Origin of the sequence: Actinomadura rudentiformis (assembly GCF_008923185.1) — a bacterium.
GTDB lineage: Bacteria > Actinomycetota > Actinomycetes > Streptosporangiales > Streptosporangiaceae > Spirillospora > Spirillospora rudentiformis.
Genome location: NZ_WBMT01000002.1, coordinates 534,570 through 549,827 on the forward strand (window position 1 = coordinate 534,570; position 15,258 = coordinate 549,827).

Annotated in this window: 11 protein-coding genes; 2 read left to right on the forward strand and 9 right to left on the reverse strand. The window is 70.0% G+C overall.

Annotated features, from left to right (window positions below; genetic code table 11):
* Positions 1-3: 3 nt before the first annotated feature.
* The 5 genes from F8566_RS05955 to guaA all read right to left on the reverse strand — a co-directional run bounded on the left by F8566_RS05955 (position 4) and on the right by guaA (position 7,952).
* Entirely contained in the window at positions 4-3,552 is a 3,549-nt protein-coding gene (locus tag F8566_RS05955) for a bifunctional glycosyltransferase/CDP-glycerol:glycerophosphate glycerophosphotransferase (RefSeq protein ID WP_151558810.1), read from the reverse strand.
* A gap of 23 nt (positions 3,553-3,575) precedes the next feature.
* Positions 3,576-4,394, reverse strand: a complete 819-nt coding sequence (locus F8566_RS05960) for a CDP-alcohol phosphatidyltransferase family protein (protein WP_151558812.1) — start codon at positions 4,392-4,394, stop codon at positions 3,576-3,578.
* A gap of 95 nt (positions 4,395-4,489) precedes the next feature.
* Entirely contained in the window at positions 4,490-5,671 is a 1,182-nt protein-coding gene (locus F8566_RS05965) for a glycosyltransferase family 4 protein (protein WP_151558814.1), read from the reverse strand.
* Complete coding sequence (locus F8566_RS05970; protein ID WP_151558816.1) at positions 5,668-6,171, reverse strand: hypothetical protein; 504 nt, start codon at positions 6,169-6,171, stop codon at positions 5,668-5,670. Before F8566_RS05970 ends, F8566_RS05965 begins: the two co-directional genes overlap by 4 nt.
* 212 nt (positions 6,172-6,383) lie before the next feature.
* Complete coding sequence (gene guaA, locus F8566_RS05975; protein ID WP_404800268.1) at positions 6,384-7,952, reverse strand: glutamine-hydrolyzing GMP synthase; 1,569 nt, start codon at positions 7,950-7,952, stop codon at positions 6,384-6,386.
* 224 nt (positions 7,953-8,176) lie between these two features.
* Between guaA and F8566_RS05980 the strand changes: the two genes are divergently transcribed.
* Positions 8,177-9,133 carry a zinc metalloprotease gene (locus tag F8566_RS05980; RefSeq protein ID WP_225992907.1) on the forward strand — a complete coding sequence of 319 codons (957 nt, stop codon included), beginning with the start codon at positions 8,177-8,179 and terminating at the stop codon, positions 9,131-9,133.
* 7 nt (positions 9,134-9,140) lie between these two features.
* Here the strand turns inward: F8566_RS05980 and F8566_RS05985 are convergent, their stop codons facing one another.
* From F8566_RS05985 to F8566_RS06000, 4 genes are all read right to left on the reverse strand, one after another.
* Entirely contained in the window at positions 9,141-9,878 is a 738-nt protein-coding gene (locus F8566_RS05985) for a DNA alkylation repair protein (protein ID WP_192809535.1), read from the reverse strand.
* A 56-nt stretch (positions 9,879-9,934) separates the two neighbouring features.
* Positions 9,935-11,692: a GMC oxidoreductase gene (locus tag F8566_RS05990; RefSeq protein WP_151558822.1), complete on the reverse strand. Its 1,758-nt coding sequence runs from the start codon at positions 11,690-11,692 to the stop codon at positions 9,935-9,937.
* Between the two features lie 8 nt (positions 11,693-11,700).
* Positions 11,701-13,266, reverse strand: coding sequence for a succinic semialdehyde dehydrogenase (locus tag F8566_RS05995; protein WP_151558824.1), 1,566 nt, complete (start codon positions 13,264-13,266; stop codon positions 11,701-11,703).
* Positions 13,267-13,332: 66 nt separating this feature from the next.
* Complete coding sequence (locus F8566_RS06000; protein WP_151558826.1) at positions 13,333-14,157, reverse strand: SDR family oxidoreductase; 825 nt, start codon at positions 14,155-14,157, stop codon at positions 13,333-13,335.
* Between the two features lie 287 nt (positions 14,158-14,444).
* Between F8566_RS06000 and F8566_RS06005 the strand changes: the two genes are divergently transcribed.
* Entirely contained in the window at positions 14,445-15,182 is a 738-nt protein-coding gene (locus tag F8566_RS06005) for a TetR/AcrR family transcriptional regulator (protein ID WP_151558828.1), read from the forward strand.
* Positions 15,183-15,258: the final 76 nt, after the last annotated feature.

Genomic DNA, 15,258 nt, shown 5'->3' on the forward strand with positions numbered 1-15,258 from the left:
CTCTCACGCCTCTCCGCCGAGCTCGAACATGCGCCGGATCACCCGTTCGGCTGCGTGCCCATCGTCGTACGGGCAGAACCTGTCCACGAACGCGGCGTAGGCGGCAGCGGAGTCGCCCGCCACCTCGTCCACCGAACGCAGCGCGGCAATGGTCTCCGCCGACGTCCGCAGCAGCGGCCCGGGTGCCTCGGCCTCGAAGTCGAGGTAGAACCCCCGCACGTGGTCGCGGTACTTCTCCAGGTCATAGGCGAAGAACACCATCGGCTTGCCGGTGACGGCGAAGTCGAACATGGCCGAGGAGTAGTCGGTGACCAGGACGTCGGCGGCGAGGTAGAGGTCCGCGATGTCGGGATAGCGCGACACGTCCACCACGAAGTCGTCCACCTGGGACCAGGAGCGGTCGGTCACGAGATAGTGGGTGCGAAGGAGCAGCACATGGTCGTGACCGAGGGCCGCGCGCGCCTCGCCGAGATCCAGGGCGAGCTCGAACGCGCGCCTGCCCCGGGCGAAATACAGGTCGTCGCGCCACGTCGGCACGTACAGGATGATCCGCTTGTCCGCCGGAATGCCCAGCCGCCGGCGCACCTCGGCCGCGATCTCCGGTCCCTCCGGCCGCGACAGCAGGTCGTTGCGGGGATAGCCGGACTCCAGGATCTCGCCCTGGTACCGGTAGGCCTGCCGCATGATCGGGCTGGTGAAGGGGTTCGGCGAGACGAGGACGTCCCAGCGCGGCACCTCCCGTTCCACCCATTCGAGCGTGGCCTGCCTCAGGTGCGGAAGAGCGGGGACGTCGAGCGAGAGCTTCTTCAGGGGCGTGCCGTGCCAGCACTGCACGTACGTCTGGTCCGGCCGCTTGACGAACCACGGCCACTGGGCCTCGTTGCCGACGATGTACCGGGCCCTGGCCAGCGCCTCATAATGGTCTCTGGTTCCGACGAGCACGGTGCGAGCCCCGTGCGGTGCCGTGAACTGGCCGTCGCGTGAGACCCACACACACTCCAGATCGGTGCCCTGGCGTACGAGTTCCTCATAGACCGCGCGGGGATTGCAGGAGTACTGGCGGGCCATGTACGAGTCGAAGACCGCCAGGTCGCGAAGCGGTGTCGCGCGGAGCCGGGGATAGTCGGCTGTCTTGAGCCGTTCCTGGGCGTGGGCTCCCCGTTCATCCTCAGCCAGCGCCAGGCGGACGCGCACGTGGAGTGAACCTCCCGCATAGGCGAGCAACGAGACCTCGTGGGCGCCCACGGTCCTGGCTTCGGGAAGCTCTGAGATGACGGCCCGTTCAAGGAGAACGGCCACTTCGGCGTCACCGTCCTCGGGTTCGCCGGTGACGGCGAAGAGCTGCCACGTCCCAGGTGTCATCGGCCGTGCGGAGCCCAGCGCCGGCATCGCCTCAGGTGCGAAGGCCGCGGTGAAGCGCCGGCCTGCCCATTCCAGCGGAACGGTGTACTCCTCGGCGGCGCGGTTGTGCCGGACGATGAGGCTCGCCGGGCGAGCGCCCTCGCCCGCGAAGTCGCCCGCAAGCCGGATCCGCCCCTCGTCGCTCCAGCCGATCTCGGTGACCACGGGGGCGCAGGGCCGCACCAGCCCGAGCAGGTTGCCGTACCGGGTGCGGGTGAGCGCCACCTCCTGTGCTCCCACCGGGTAGCGGCGTTCGGGCACCTCGACGGCCAGCGCCGGCTTGAGCCTCCCCGCGCCGCCCGTCAGCGTGATCTCCCACTCTCCGATGCTGCCGGGTGCGGTCTTCGACTGGAGGGACACCATCTCCTCCAACGGCAGTACCGCACGAAACCCGCGGCGCCCGCCCGCCCGCTCGGCGACCTCGATGTCTCCCGACACCTTCAGATCAGCCTGCCGTGAGGTGGCGACGACGCGCGGCCGAGCTCCCTCCCCGGCGACTTCCCCTGCGGCCTCCCATGCGGCCGATGTCCAGCCGTCGAGTTCCAGCGCGGTGCCCACGCGGCGATGGCCTGTGACGAGCGCCTTGAGCGGTTTGACGCGCACGGCGAAACCCTCGGGACCGGCCACCGGCTGGATCCAGACCGCCCCCTTCCGCTGCCGGTCCTCCTGCCGCGACGGAAGCCAGGCCGTCTGCTGCCCGGGCGGGCTGCCCACCCGGCCGCTGCGCTTGGTGCCCGCGACGACGACCTCGGCGTGCAGCTCCCACTCGCCTGACTGCCGGCAGCGGCGGGTGAGCAGCGACGGCTCGATCTCCACAGCGAACCCGGCCCAGTCGTAGCAGACGAACGGATGGTTCAGCTCGGCGGTGACATCGGGACGCCGTACCCGGTCCGCGGCGAGCTCGACGCGCCCGCCTCCGCGTGCGTCCTGGAGCCAGAGTTTGATCCGCGCGTCGCCGGCGGACGCCACGTCGAGACGGCCGATGCAGGCGAATCCCCCGACCAGCAACCGGTCCCCGCGCCATTCGACGGTGTCGACGCGTCCACGGAACTCCAGCTCGCCGGTGACGTCGTAGACCGCTCGCGGGACTCCGCGCGCCCGGTCCTCGAAGTAGGGGTAGCGCGCGTACCAGCGCGGCCGGATCCACCCCTGCCGCGTGACCGGCGCGTTGACGTACTCCGCCTTCCGGTGCGGAGCCATGACCTCCAGCAGTTCGGCGAGCATCCGGCGGCCGAGCAGGTGCGCCCAGAGCCGGTCGAACGCGTCGAGCTGCGCGATCGCACGCCGGTCGGCCCGTTCGACGAACCGGACCCCCAGGTCGAGCAGCCGGGCCTGGTCGGCCTCGGGCACCTTGGGGAGCGCCTTCACCAGCAGTTCGAGCTCCTTGCCGAACACCTGCCGGTGATAGGTCCGGGAGAGCTTCGGCGCGTGCGCGGCGAGCACATCGCAGACCTCGGTGACCACGGCCATCCGCTCTTCCAGATCCCGCGGCTCGTCACGGCGTTCCCCTGGAATGCTCGCGGGCTTGCGCCACGAGTAGACGGCCGTGTCCAGGACGTCCACGGCCGAGGCGAGCACATGGGCGCGAACCGACACCGGAGCGTCCACGTGGCGGCCCCGGGCGAACGAGAGGCCGTGCTCGTCCCAGAACGAGCGGCGGTACACCTTGTTCCACACCCTCCGGTCCCGGAGCAGTGCCGTGCAGCGGGTGATGTGGGTCCGTTGCGCCGGGCACTCGAAGGCCTCGCGATGCGCGCGCGACGGGAAGGTACGTCCGGACTCCATGCGGAGCACGTTGCCGCAGGCCAGGTCGGAGCCCGTTTTCCGCAGGGATTCGACGAGCAGGTCGTAGGCGTTGTGGACCACCACATCATGGGCGTCCACGAAGGCCAGGTACTCGGCCCGCGCGCGCCTGACGCCGGCGTTGCGAGCGGCCCCGACGCCCGCGTTCTCCTGCTGCACGAGAACAAAACGCCCATCACGGCCCGCCATCGTCTTGGCGATCACGGCCCCGGCGTCGGTGGACCCGTCGTCCACCATGATCACCTCAAGCCGGCGCAGCGTCTGCCGTGCCAGCGACTCCAGGCACTCCGCGAGATGGGCCTCCTCGTTGTGGAACGGGACGACAATGCTGATCACTGGCCTGGTCACGGAGCCGCCCAACGCTTCGCCCCTCAACGCTTCATCTCGGCCGGCGGCGCGAACGTGGGCCGCTCGGCGAAGGTCCGGGTGAAGCCGCGGGTGCTCTTCCAGAACCGGTAGATGATCAGGCACTCGAAGGCGACCAGGAGAAGGCCCGCGACCGCGGTGACCGGGATGATCGCGCCGGTCAGCGGCCCGACGATGAACGTGGCCATCTGGAACTCGATGCCGCTGACGAGGTGCATGCGGATCCTGCACCGCAGCAGGCTCCGGCGGACCCGCAGGTACCAGGACGGCGCGGCGGGCGTGCGGTCGCTCCGCCCGGCGGCCTCAGGCCTGCCCGGCTGCTCGGACTCGGGCCTGGTGACCATCTTCCGGCGGGCTTTGGCGATCTGCGGGCCGTTGAGGTAGCGGATCATGTCGAGGGCCAGCACCGCGAAGCCGAGCCAGAGATACGCGACCTGCCCGGTGGCGGCGTACTGCCCGCCGGCGAGGGCCAGCGCGCAGAGGCCGTCCCGGACACGGTCGAGCATGAAGTCCAGCCAGGCCCCGAACGGCGACCCCGTCCCCCGCAGGCGAGCGATCTTCCCGTCCACGCAGTCGAGCACGAATCCCAGGTGGTAGAGCAGCGCCCCGAGCGCGAGCCACCCGGCGGTGGCCTGCGCGAAGCAGCCCGCCGAGCCCAGGCCGAGGGCGAACGCGGCGAGGGTGATCTGGTTGGGAGTGAACGGGGTGCGGTTCGCGACCAACCAGGCCAGCCGGACGGCGATCGGGTCGACGAGCAGGACCGTCCACCACGCGTCGCGCTGCTTGCAGACCGCGCGAACGTCTTCCAGTGAGTACGTGGCCATGAAGCCCAGCATGGTGACCGGCTGTGCACGCCCAGGAACGCATCGCCATTACCGCACTGTCGCCTGACCCAGACTTGACCGGTGCGTGGGCGGATCTACGTGTGGACGCCCGCGCTCTTGGGCGGCGCTTGGGCACCCGGCGTCTTCGCCTCGATCAGCTCGGCGAACAGCGCCTCCCACCGGCTCCGGATCACGTCAGGCCCGTACCGGGTGGCGGTCTCGCGGCCCGCGTCGCCGAGCCGGCGCCGCAGCGGTGCGTCCTCGATCAGCCGGCAGAGCGCGGCGGCGAGCCCGTCACCGTCCTGGTGCGGTACCAGCAGCCCGTTCTCCCCGGTCACGATGATCTCACCCGGCCCGGTCGGGCAATCGAAGCTCGCGACCGGCAGCCCGCAGTTGAGGGCCTCCAGAAGGATCATGGGAAAGCCCTCGAACCGGGAGCTCAACGCGTAGATGGAGGACTTGGACAGCTCCCTGTCCAGGTGCTTGGTCGGCCCCATGAGGAAGACATGGTTGTAGAGATGGTGCTCGTGGATCAGCTTGCGCAGGCGCCTCTCCGCCTTGCCCGAGCCGTAGACGTACAACCGCCAGTCAGGGTGCCGGTGGACGACCTGGGCGAACGCGGGAATGAGCAGGTCGAACCCCTTCTGGCCCGTCAGGCGGCCCGCGGTGACCACGACCTTGCTCGAATGGTCGGTCTGTGGCGCCGAGAGGCTGTGCAGCGGGTTGGGGATGTGCGCCGTCCTGACCCGGCCCCCCAGAGCCTGGTCGTACTCCGCCCGGTCCTTGCGGGTCAACGACACCACCGCGTCCAAGCGCGGGTAGTCCTCGAGGATCGCCGCCCGTACGCCGGGCTTGTAGCGGCCCAGATGCATGTGATCCTGTGCCACCCGGACCAGCCGCTCGGGTGCGTGCCGGGCGGCCAGCAGGTTGAGTCCCGGACGAGTGGTGACCAGCACCCCGCCGTCCAGGCCCTGGAGGAATTCGACGAATCCGTCTTCGACCCCGCGGGTGAAAACGTCCTTGGCGGCTTCCCCGACCGGCACCTGGACACCGGGTTCGCCGTGCCCCGGAAGGACCGGCGCCTTCCCACGGAGGTCGACGACATCGATCATCTCCACGCGGGAGTCGACGGCGAAGTGGCTGTCCGCCCGGCGGCGCACGACGCTGGCGAGGCCGACCTCGTGCCCGGCGGCGGCCATGGCGTTGGCCTGGTTGATGACGGTGCGGATCGTGCCGCCCATGCCGTACGCGTGCAGCAGGACATAGGTGATCTTCATCGGGTACGCCGGCTTTCCACGGAGAGATCGTTGTCGGCGCGGTAGCAGGGCCGGGCCTTGAACCGTTGCCAGCCCTCGACCCGCTGCCAGGGAAAAGTGATCGACTGTGCCTTCGGCGGGACACCGCAGTGGCGGCCGAGGCGAAGCTCCAGCGACTCCCCCTCGTCTTCGGAGACCAGATGAACGTCCCAGCACGCGGCCAGGATCGGTATGGGCAGGGTGAGCAACTCGACCGGCACGGTCGCCTCGAACCTGGTACCGGACACCGTCGCGATGAAGGGGCCCGGCCCGCGCCAGAACGCCCGGCGCATGCTCTGGAAGGGCCGCAGCACCCGGCCTCGCACCGAGACCGGGCGGCCGGGCGCCCGCAGCGTCAGGCGGACCCGCCACAGCCGATCGGCGGGGACGGACGGGGGCAGGCTGCCGATGAGCCTGATCTCCTCGTCGCGTGCCCAAACCTCATCAAGCTCGGCATGCGGTGGTCTGGTCCCCGTCTTCATCGTGTCCTCTCGCCGGCGCATCAGTTGCCAGGAGTGAACCGCAGTGATGGGGGGCGCGCTGAGCTTTGTCAGCGCACTTACCGACAGCCGGGCGAGAGTGGCGAAGACTTTGCCGGAGGCTTGGAGAGACCCGACGTGGGCGTGGCCGCCCTTGGCAATTCAGGCGGGTCGTGCCCCTCGTCCAGGAGGGCGACCGCCGGCCTGCTGACGGGTCACTCCCACTCGATCGTGCCCGGGGGCTTGCTGGTGATGTCGACGGTCACGCGGTTGATGTCGCGCACCTCGTTGGTGATGCGGGTCGAGATCTTCTGCAGGACGTCGTACGGCAGGCGGGCCCAGTCGGCGGTCATCGCGTCCTCGCTGGTGACGGGACGCAGGACGACCGGGTGACCGTACGTACGGCCGTCGCCCTGGACGCCCACGGACCGCACGTCGGCGAGCAGCACCACCGGGAACTGCCAGATCTCGCGGTCGAGGCCGGCCCGGGTCAGCTCCTCGCGCGCGATCGCGTCGGCGTCGCGCAGGATGTCCAGGCGCTCCTTGGAGACGGCACCGATGATCCGGATGCCGAGGCCCGGCCCGGGGAACGGCTGGCGCCAGACGATCTCGGGGGGAAGCCCGAGCTGCTCGCCGAGCGCCCGGACCTCGTCCTTGAAGAGCGTGCGCAGCGGCTCGACCAGCTTGAACTGCAGGTCGTCGGGCAGCCCGCCGACATTGTGGTGCGACTTGATGTTGGCCGCACCCGTGCCGCCGCCGGACTCGACGACGTCCGGGTAGAGCGTCCCCTGGACGAGGAACTCCACCGGCTCCGCCGCCGCCTCACCGACGATTTCCCGGGCGGCCTCCTCGAAGACCCGGATGAACTCCCGTCCGATGATCTTGCGCTTCTCCTCGGGGTCGGTGACCCCGTCCAGCGCCGCGAGGAAGCGTTCCTGCGCGTCGACCACATGGAGGTTGACGCCCGTGGCCGCGACGAAGTCCTTCTCGACCTGCTCCGCCTCACCCTTGCGCAGCAGCCCGTGATCGACGAAGACGCAGGTGAGCTGGTCGCCGATGGCGCGCTGGACGAGAGCGGCGGCCACCGCCGAGTCGACGCCGCCGGAGAGGCCGCAGATGGCGCGCTTGCCGCCGACCTGCGTACGGACGGCCTCGATCGACTCCTCGGCGATGTTGACCATGGTCCAGTTCGGCCGGCAGCCCGCACCCTCGTACAGGAACCGGCGCAGCAACTCCAGGCCGTGCTCGGTGTGCAGCACCTCGGGGTGGAACTGGACGCCGTAGAAGCCGCGCTCGGGGTCCTCCATGCCGGCCACCGGCGTGACGTCGGTCATGGCCGTGACCGTGAAGCCCGCCGGCGCCTGGCTCACGAAGTCACGGTGCGACATCCACACCGACTGGTGGACGGGCATCCCCCGGAAGAGCACGCCCGGCGCCGTCACCGCGACGGTGGCGCCGCCGTATTCGGCGACCTCGGAGTTCTCCACGGTGCCGCCGAGCGCCTGCGCCATCACCTGGTGCCCGTAACAGATCCCGAACGTGGGGACGCCGAGATCGAACAGCCCGTCCGGGACGACCGGCGCGTCCTCCGCGTAGACCGACGCCGGGCCGCCCGACAGGATGATCGCCTTCGGCTTCCTGGCGAGCATCTCCGCCGCCGGCATGGTGGACGGAACGATCTCGCTGAACACATGACACTCGCGGACGCGCCGGGCGATCAGCTGCGCGTACTGCGCACCGAAATCGACGACGAGAACGGTGTCAAAAGACTGGTCGACGGACACCAACAGCGCCTTTCGCAGGGCAAACAGGTCTTAGGCGGAGGACTACCAGTCTAGAAGCCTTCCCGAAGGCCGCGATACCAGGATCACTGACAGCACCCGCGCAGTAACGATCGGCTTCCGTTCGACCTGGATCACCCTCCCCACAGGGCGACTCTCTGATACTCGTGGGTCACGCTGTGCGTTCACATCGTCTCCCGCCCACCCCCGGATCCCCGAGGATCGACGTGAAGCTGCTCGTCGCCGTCGCCGCACTGGCCGTCGCGTCCATGGCCCCCGCCTCCATGCCGCCCGCCCCCCTGACTCCCGTTCCGGATCCCGCCGCCAAGGGCGTCACGAGCACGCAGGGAGGCTGCGCGCGCCCGGACGCCCGGATCCGGCACGGAGCCCACGAAGCCCGGGAACGCAACGAGCTCACCCCTGCCCAGGTCGTGAACGTGGAGCGCGAGCTGAACGGGCTTCTCGCGGCGCTCGGCACGAAGACGTCCAGCACCGGCCGGACGCGGCGACAGGTCCCCAGCCGGATCTGGATCCCGGTCTACTTCCACGTCCTGCACGACGGCCCGCGCGGCAACCTGTCCACGGCCCTGATCAAGCGCCAGATCGCAGCGCTGAACGCCGCGTACGGCGGCCGGCTCGGTGGCGCCGACACCCGTTTCACCTTCACCCTGCGGCAGGTGACCCGGTCCGACAACGCCACCTGGTACGACTATCCCGAGGCCTACGAGGGCACCTACAAGGCCCGGCTGCGCAAGGGCGGCCCGGGCACGCTCAACCTCTACAGCGCCGACCTCGGCGACGAACTGCTCGGCTGGTCCACGTTCCCCTGGCTGTACAAGGACGAGCCCAAGATGGACGGCGTCGTCCTCCACATCGGCAGTATGCCGGGCGGGTCGATCAAGAACTACGACCGCGGCTTCAGCGGCGTCCACGAGATCGGGCACTGGCTCGGCCTCTACCACGTGTTCCAGGACGGCTGCGCGAGCCCCGGCGACCGCGTGGCCGACACCCCGCCCGCGCGCGACTCCACCGACGGCTGCCCGAGCGGCAAGGACACCTGCCCCGCTCGCGGCCGCGACCCGATCCACAACTTCATGGACTACAGCTTTGACTCCTGCATGAACAACTTCACCGCGGGCCAGGGCGCTCGCATGCACAAGGTGTGGTCCGCCTACCGCGGATGACCCGTTCTCAGCGAGCCTTGTACGCGGTGAGGAGCCGGTCGGCGTCCGCCGGTGGCAGATGGCGGACGGCCTCCCGGATGGACACGCCGGAGATCGTGCCGGTCCGGGCCGCCACCCAGTCGCGGACCCAGTCGGCGTGGCCCTTCTTGGACAGCTCACGCAGGACCCAGCCGAGGGCCTTGCGGATGAAGAACTCGCGTTCCCCGATCAGCTCGTCCCCGTAGGCGGAGACCCGGTCGAGATCGGGGTCACCGGCGCGCACGCCCGCCAGGAGGGCCAGCATCGCGGTGCGGCGGATCCAGAAGTACGGGTCGCCCACCCACCGGTCGAGCACGGCGGCCAGCTCGGGGATGCGCACGACCAGGCCGCCGACCACCTTCTCCGCGAGGCCGTCGACATAGACCCAGCTCGCGGAATCCCTGATCAGGCGTTCGGCGAAGCCCAGGTCATCGGCGTCCAGCACGGCCACCCGGCGGATCAGGATCTCGATCGCCGACATGCGCAGCTCGTGGACGGGACGGCCGGATTCGGTCGTCGTCCACAACGCTTCGGCGAGGGCGAGCACGTCCTCCCGGTCGGGTTTGCCGCGAACGGCCGAGACTGCGATCTTGCGGAGCGGTCCCATCGGCACACCGACATGGACGAAGTCGCTCTTGAGATAGCGCTTCTCGTTCTCCGACCGCACCGGATCGGCCTGGGCGCGCAGTTCCTTCTCGATCCGCGCGACCTCGTGAGCGACGTCCACGGTGCCACGGTACGCCCGCGCCACACGCGACCCGGGCTTAATGATCAGATTCCCCTTCAGGTGATGTCGACGATGGGGAGGCGGAGCGCGGCCGGGGCGTCGACCGGGACGGCCGGGTTCTTCGGGGGCACGGCGGTGAGGCGCCGGTAGCCCGCGCCGAGCGCCGGCCGGAGGTCGTCCTCGCCCTTGTTGGGCCAGAACGACATCGCGCGTTCGGCCTGGGCGGTGATCGTGAGCGACGGGTTCACGCCCAGGTTGGCCGAGACGGCCGAGCCGTCCACGATGTGCAGGCCGGGGTGGCCGTACACACGGTGGTACGGGTCGATCACGCCGGTCTCCGGCGAGTCGCCGATGACGCAGCCACCGAGGAAGTGGGCGGTCATCGGGATGTCGAAGAGATCACCCCAGGAGCCGCCCGGGATCCCGCTGACCTCCTCCGCGAGGAGGCGGGACGCCTCGTGGCCCTCGGGGATCCAGGTCGGGTTGGGTTCGCCGTGGCCTTCGGTCGCCCGGACGTCCCAGCCGAACGGCCCCTTCTTCGGTTTGAGGGTGATCGAGTTGTCGCGCGTCTGCATGACCAGGGCGATGACCGTCCGTTCGGACCAGGTGCGCACGTCGAAGAGCTGCACCAGATCCCGGGGCCGCCGCGCCACCTGTCCCAGGAACTTCAGGAACCGGGGCCGGTGACGCTCGCCGGGACGGTCACCGTCCACCAGGAGCGTCTGCAGCCCGGCCATCAGGTTGGAACCCTTGCCGTAGCGCACCGGCTCGATGTGGGTCTCCGGCGTCGGGTGGAACGACGAGGTGATCGCCACGCCCTTGGAGTAGTCGGGCCCGGGCACGCCGTTCTTGCGGCCGGCGCCCAGGATCGCCTCGGAGTTGGTGCGGGTCAGCATGCCCAGCCGGTCGGAGATCGACGGGAGCAGGCCGGTCGACTTCAGCCTGTGCAGCAGCTTCTGCGTGCCGTACGTGCCGGCCGCGAACACCACCTGCTCGGTGGTGAAGGTCTTGCGGTTGCGGCCGAACGAGCCGGTCCGCACGATCTCCACCTCGTAGCCTCCGCCCGCCAGCGGGCTCACCCGGATGACCCGGCTGAGCGGCATCACCCGTGCGCCGCCCTTCTCGGCCAGGTAGAGGTAGTTCTCGGTGAGCATGTTCTTGGCCCCGTGCCGGCAGCCGACCATGCACTCGCCGCACTCGATGCAGCCGCGCCGCCGCGGCCCCGCGCCGCCGAAGTACGGGTCGTCACTCTCCACACCGGGCCCGGAGCCGAAGTGCACACCCACCGGGGTCTTGACGAAGGTGTCGCCCTTGCCCATGCGGTCGGCGACCTTCTTCAGCTCCACGTCGGCCGGGGTGGTCGTCGGGTTCTGGACGACGCCCAGCATGCGCCGCGCCTGGTCGTAGTACGGAGCGAGTTCGGCCTGCCAGTCGGTGATGTGGGCCCACTGGCGGTCCTGGAAGAAGGGCGCCGGCGGCACGTACAGGGTGTTGGCGTAGTTGAGCGACCCGCCGCCGACCCCGGCGCCCGCGAGCACCATGACCCGGCTGGCCTTGGCGCCGCGGATCAGGTGGATGCGCTGCATCCCGGTGAGCCCGAGGCCGGGCGCCCACACGTACCGCGAGATCCTCCAGTTGGTCCTGGGCAGCTCGGGATAGCGCGTGCCCGGCGCACTGCCCGGCCCGCTGTCGAAGCGGCGGCCCGCCTCGATGACACCGACCTTGTAGCCCTTCTCGGTCAGCCGCAGCGCGGAGACGCTGCCGCCGAACCCTGATCCGACGATGAGAACGTCGAAGTCGTGCCTGCCGGCCACGAGGCCCCCTACTTGATCCGCAGCCGTTTCATGACTTTGACGCCGGTGGACATGAGGTCGGCGAACTTGTCGAACGAGACGTTGCCGGGCGGTTCCAGGTCCATGAAGTGCTGGCTGGCGATGGTCTGCACCTCGGTGAACTTCAGGAGGCCCTCGGCGCCGTGCCGGCGGCCGACGCCGGACTGCTTGAAGCCGCCCATCGGCGCGTCGTAGGAGGCGAAGGCGGCGCCGTAGCCGTCGTTGATGTTGACCGTGCCCGCCTGGATCCTGGCGGCCAGCGCGCGGCCGCGCGCCACGTTCTTGGTCCACACCGAGGCGTTGAGGCCGTACTCGGTGTCGTTGGCGGTGGCGACGACCTCGTTCTCGTCACGGAACTTGTAGATGGCCACCACCGGGCCGAACGTCTCGTTCGCGCACAGGTCCATGTCCGTGGTCACGTCGGCCAGGACCGTCGGCTCGTAGAACCACGGGCCGATGTCCGGGCGGGCCTTGCCGCCCGCCAGCACCGTCGCGCCCTCCTTGACCGCCTGGTCGACGTGCTTGCTGACCACGTCGAGCTGGCGCTGGAAGGTGAGCGAGCCCATCTCCGGCTCGAAGCTCAGGTCGGTGCCGAGCTTCATGTTCGTGACGTTCTCCACGAACTTCGGCACGAACCGGTCGTAGATGTCCTCGTGGACGTACATCCGCTCGATCGAGATGCAGAGCTGCCCGGCGTTGGTGAAGCAGGCGCGGACGGCCCCCTTCGCGGTCCGCTCGACGTCGGCGTCGTCCAGCACGATCATCGGGTTCTTGCCGCCGAGCTCCATGGAGTAGCCCACCAGCCGGGGCGCGACCCGCTCGGTGATCGCCCGGCCGGCCCGGGTCGAGCCGGTGAACGAGACGTAGTCGGCGTTGTCGATCAGCGGATCGCCGACCTCCGCCGGGTCGCCGACGACGATCTGCCACACGTCCTTGGGCAGGCCGAGCGCGACCATCAGATCGAGGATCCAGAGACTGGACAGGCAGGTCTGGGTGTCGGGCTTGTGGATCACGGCGTTGCCGGCCATGAGGGCGGGGGCGATGTCGCTGGCCCCGAGCGAGAACGGGTAGTTCCAGGGGGCGATCAGCGCGACGACGCCCTTGGGGTGGCGTATCTCCTGCACGCGGGTGACGCCGGGCATCATGCCCTGGCGGCGGCGCGATTTGAGCAGCTTCTCGGCCCGCCGGGCGTAGTGGAGAGTGCAGAGCGCCACGTCGAGGAACTCCTCAAGGGCGTGGCGGCGGGCCTTGCCGGTCTCCAGCTGGATGACGTCGAGGATCTCCTCGCGGCGCTCCACCAGCGCGTCGGCCAGCCGCAGGAACGGTTTGACCCGTTCCCTGACCGGCAGCGCCGCCCAGGCCCGCTGCGCCTCCCGGGCGCGTTCGTAGGCCGTCAGCACGTCCTTGGAGCTCGACACCGGAAGGGTCGCGAGTGGCTCGGCGGTGAAGGGTGCGGGGATGGTGGTCTTGTCGGCGCCGTCGGCCACGATGTGGGAGGTCAGCCGCTCGATCAGGGCGGCGGAGAGCGTGCGCTCGGGGACCTTCGGAGATGCCATGTCCAGCAGACTATGACCACCCGGACATTTCTCGCTACCCACAAGTAATGAGACGTTCCAGGGTGGTCAGCCCGCACGCCATTCCGCGGAGCCGAGCGCGCCCGCGGCCTGCGGGCCCATCAGGCCGAGCGCGCCGTCGACGAACAGGGACGCGCCGGTGATGTAGGACGCCCCCGGGCTCGCGAGGAAGGCGATCGCGGCCGCCACCTCCCGCGCGTCCCCCGGCCGGGCCAGCGGGTATCCGGGCCTGGTCTCCGGTCGCGGCGGCTCGTCCGCCTGGTCCGTCATCGGCGTGGCGATCTCGCCCGGCGCGATCGTGTTGACGGTGATGCCGTACTGCGACAGCTCCAGCGCCAGGACCCGGGCGAGCATGCGCAGCCCGCCTTTGGCGGCGCAGTAGGGTCCCGCGCCGACCCGCGGATACTCCTCGTGAACGCTGGTCACGTTGACGATCCGGCCGCCGTGACCGGCGGCGGCCATCCGGCGGGCCGCCTGCCGCGCGCACATGAACGCCCCGTCCAGATCGACCGCGACCACCGAGCGCCACTCGTCATATTCCATCTCCAGCAGCGGGCGGCTGCTCCCGGTGCCGGCGTTGTTGACCAGCACGCCGACGCCCCCGAGTTCGTCCGCCAGCTCGTCCACGATGGCCGCGGCGGCCACCGGCTCGGCGAGATCGTGCCGCCGTACGGCGGCACGCCGGCCGCGGTCGGTCACCTCGGCCGCGGCCCCCCGGGCGCCCGCCTCGTCGGAGTGGAACGTGATCCCGACATCGAAGCCGCCCTCGGCGAGGGCCACCGCCGTGGCGCGGCCGATCCCCGAGTCCGCCCCCGTGATGATCGCCACCTGGTCGTAGCCGGTGCCTGAGATCGGTGCCTTGAAATCGCTCATGGCCCGGCCCTTCCCCCAGATCGGCGCCCTACCCCCCTGCGGCGAATTCCGGAATGGACCTGTCAATTCCTAAGCGGATAAGCCCTCAGAAAGACCAAGCATTGGCGTATTTCCATTATGCGCTCCGGGAACGTTCCATTTCGGCCCTTCTCGCGTAAGCAGCGGATTGACCATGACCTCTCGGTGTATTCCGGAAAGCGGAGAGCCGAACACGCCGTTGCTCCCCGGGCGTTCGCTGCCGCGCGTCCTCGGGTCGATGGTGCCGTTTCCGAGGAGGGAATCGACGAATGATCAATGCCCAGGTGGAACCGGGGCCGGAACCGGACGGACCCAGCGGGCAGGAAGGCGGCAGCGACCCAGGGCCACCGGCATCGCGCCAGGCCGGCGATGGCCCCTCTGGACCGGGCAGCGGCAAGGGACGGCGGCGACAGGAACGCCGCGAGCTCACCCGGACCGCACTGCTCGGCGCCGCCGAGAGGCTCTGGGCCGAACGCGGCATCCATGGCGCCTCGCTCGACGACGTCGCGTCGGCCGCCGGCCTGACCAAAGGTGCGGTCTATTCGAACTTCGCGGGCAAGACGGACCTGCTCCTCGCCTTGCTGGAGCGTTACACCCGCGAGCGGATCGGCACCGATGTCTGCGACGAACTCCGCGACACCGGCCATTCCCTTGACGAACGCTTCGAGCGGGCCGGGCACGCCTACGCGCGCAGGCTCGCCGGGGAGGACGCACGGTTGCTCGCGCTGCTGCTGGTGGAGTTCTGGCTGTACGGCATGCGCGACTACGCCGCGGGCTGGCGCCTGGCCGACTGGTATGCCGAACGCCGGGACTCCATCGCCCGCGGGCTGAAGCTCGGCGAGACCGAGGGCGTCCCCCGCGACGATCGCGCGGCGCTGGCGATGGCGCTCGACTTCGGCCTGGCGTTCCAGCACCTCCTGGACCCCGACCGGGTGTCCGCGGAGCTCTATGCCGCCGGCATGCGCCTCGTCCTGGGAAATGCCCTGCCCGGCGGCTCAGCGACCTAGCCGGGGACACGGCAGAGGCCCCCGGGAGCCGGGGGCCTCTGCCGAAATGTCGGGTGCCGGTGAAACGGCGCCTGAG

Excerpts from the sequence above, each read along its gene's own strand:
- F8566_RS05995 (WP_151558824.1), bottom strand. The coding sequence starts at position 13,266 with ATGGCATCTCCGAAGGTCCCCGAGCGCACGCTCTCCGCCGCCCTGATC.
- F8566_RS05965 (WP_151558814.1), bottom strand. The coding sequence starts at position 5,671 with ATGAAGATCACCTATGTCCTGCTGCACGCGTACGGCATGGGCGGCACG.
- F8566_RS05970 (WP_151558816.1), bottom strand. The coding sequence starts at position 6,171 with ATGAAGACGGGGACCAGACCACCGCATGCCGAGCTTGATGAGGTTTGG.
- F8566_RS06005 (WP_151558828.1), top strand. The coding sequence starts at position 14,445 with ATGATCAATGCCCAGGTGGAACCGGGGCCGGAACCGGACGGACCCAGC.
- F8566_RS06000 (WP_151558826.1), bottom strand. The coding sequence starts at position 14,157 with ATGAGCGATTTCAAGGCACCGATCTCAGGCACCGGCTACGACCAGGTG.
- F8566_RS05960 (WP_151558812.1), bottom strand. The coding sequence starts at position 4,394 with ATGGCCACGTACTCACTGGAAGACGTTCGCGCGGTCTGCAAGCAGCGC.